We start from the raw sequence: 2,114 nt of genomic DNA, 5'->3' as shown, positions 1-2,114 counted from the left end.
CCGACCACGATCAGCAGATCGTTGCCAAGGCTGAAGCCGATCGCCGCCGCCGCCCAGCCGGAATAGCTGTTGAGCATCGACACCACCACCGGCATGTCGGCGCCGCCGATGCCCATGATCAGGTGATAGCCGATGAACAGCGCCGCCAGCGTCATCAGCACCAGCGGCAACGCCCCGCCCGTGCCCATGTACCACAGCAGGCAGATCACCGAGATCGCCGCCGCCGCGATGTTCAGCAGATGCCCGCCCGGCAGCTTTTCCGCCTTCGAGCTAACCTTGCCCGCCAGCTTGCCATAAGCCACCACCGAACCGGTAAAGGTGATCGCGCCGATGAACACACCAAGGAACAGCTCGACCGACAGGATGCTCAGCTCGACCGGCGCCTTATGCGCCACCAGCTCGGCAAACACCCCCTGCGGCGCTGCGCCGCCGGTCACCGCCTTCATGGTGAAATGGGCGTTGTAGCCAACAAAAACCGCCGCAAGGCCAACAAGGCTGTGCATCGCCGCCACCAGCTGCGGCATCTCGGTCATCTCGACCTTTTTCGCCACATACATGCCGATGGTGCCGCCCGCCGCGATCAGCAGGATCGACAGCAGCCACAGCCCCGATCCGGGGCCGATCAGCGTGGCGAACACCGCCAGCGCCATGCCCGCGATGCCGTACCACACCGCGCGCTTGGCGCTTTCCTGGCCCGAAAGCCCCCCCAGCGACAGGATAAAGAGCACCGCCGCGACCACGTAGGCCGCCGTCGTGAATCCGAATTCCATAACGATGTTCCCCCCTTACGATTTCTGGAACATGGCGAGCATGCGCCGTGTCACCATGAAGCCGCCGAAGATGTTGATGCCGGTCATAAAGACCGAAAGCGCCGCCAGAACGACCACGATCCAGCTGCTCGAGCCGATCTGCATCAGCGCGCCAAGGATGATGATCGACGAGATCGCGTTGGTCACCGCCATCAGCGGCGTGTGCAGGCTGTGGCTGACGTTCCAAATCACCTGAAAGCCGACAAACACCGACAGCACAAAGACGATGAAATGCTGCATGAAGCTGGCCGGGGCCACCAGCCCCACCGCCAGCAGCAGCGCGCCGCTTACCGCCAGCAGCGTGACCTGGTTCTTGGTCTGGGCCTTGAAGGCCGCGGTTTCCGCCGCGCGTTTTTCCTCGGGCGTCAGCTCGGGGGTCTTTTCCTTGGGCTTTTGCGCCGCAATCGCCTTGGTCTTGGGCGGGGGTGGCGGCCATGTCACCGCGCCGCCATGGGCGATGGTGGCGCCACGGATGACGTCATCTTCCATGTTGTGATTGACCGCGCCGTCCTTGGCCGGGGTCAGATCGGTCATCATGTGCCGGATATTGGTGGCATAAAGCGTCGAGGCCTGCGTCGCCATGCGGGACGGGAAATCGGTGTAGCCGACGATGGTCACGCCATTGTCGGTGACGATTTTTTCATCCCTAACGGTCATCTTGCAATTGCCGCCGCGCTCGGCGGCAAGGTCGACGATGACGCTGCCGGGCTTCATCGCCGCGACCATGTCGGGCGTCCACAGCTCGGGCGCCTCGCGGTTGGGGATCAGCGCCGTGGTGATGACGATGTCGACCTCGGGCGCCAGCTCGCGGAACTTGGCCAGCTGCGCCTCGCGGAATTCCGGGCTCGACACCGAGGCATAGCCGCCCGTCGCCGCGCCATCCGCCTGATCCTCTTCGAAATCGAGGTAAACGAATTCCGCGCCCATGGATTCGACCTGCTCGGCCACTTCGGGGCGCACGTCGAACGCATAGGTGATCGCACCCAGCGAGGTCGAGGTGCCGATGGCCGCAAGCCCGGCCACCCCGGCGCCGACGATCAGCACCTTGGCGGGCGGCACCTTGCCAGCCGCCGTCACCTGCCCGGTGAAAAAGCGGCCAAAATTGTTGCCCGCCTCGATCACCGCACGGTAGCCGGCGATATTGGCCATCGAGCTCAGCGCATCCATCTTCTGCGCCCGGCTGATGCGCGGCACCATATCCATGGCGATCACGCTGGCGCCGGTATCGGCGGCGCGCTGCATCAGCGCCTCGTTCGCCGCCGGCCAGAAGAACGAGACCAGCGTCTTGCCCTCTGTCAGCCGGTC

The 2,114-nt window shown here is 64.6% G+C and carries 2 protein-coding genes; both read right to left on the bottom strand.

Features of this window, described 5'->3' with window-relative positions; translation table 11 throughout:
- On the bottom strand, nucleotides 1-770 hold a 770-nt coding region (locus KO516_RS24290), incomplete at its 3' end, for an NAD(P)(+) transhydrogenase (Re/Si-specific) subunit beta (protein ID WP_252737609.1).
- Nucleotides 771-785: 15 nt separating this feature from the next.
- Nucleotides 786-2,114 (bottom strand): Re/Si-specific NAD(P)(+) transhydrogenase subunit alpha (locus KO516_RS13935; RefSeq protein ID WP_216004393.1); only part of this gene is annotated, 1,329 nt, incomplete at its 5' end.

It is taken from the genome of Citreicella sp. C3M06 (assembly GCF_018860705.1).
In the GTDB taxonomy this organism is placed as follows: Bacteria; Pseudomonadota; Alphaproteobacteria; order Rhodobacterales; family Rhodobacteraceae; genus Salipiger.
Note: the sequence above shows the minus strand (reverse complement) of the source record. Positions and strands in the feature narration are given on the sequence as shown.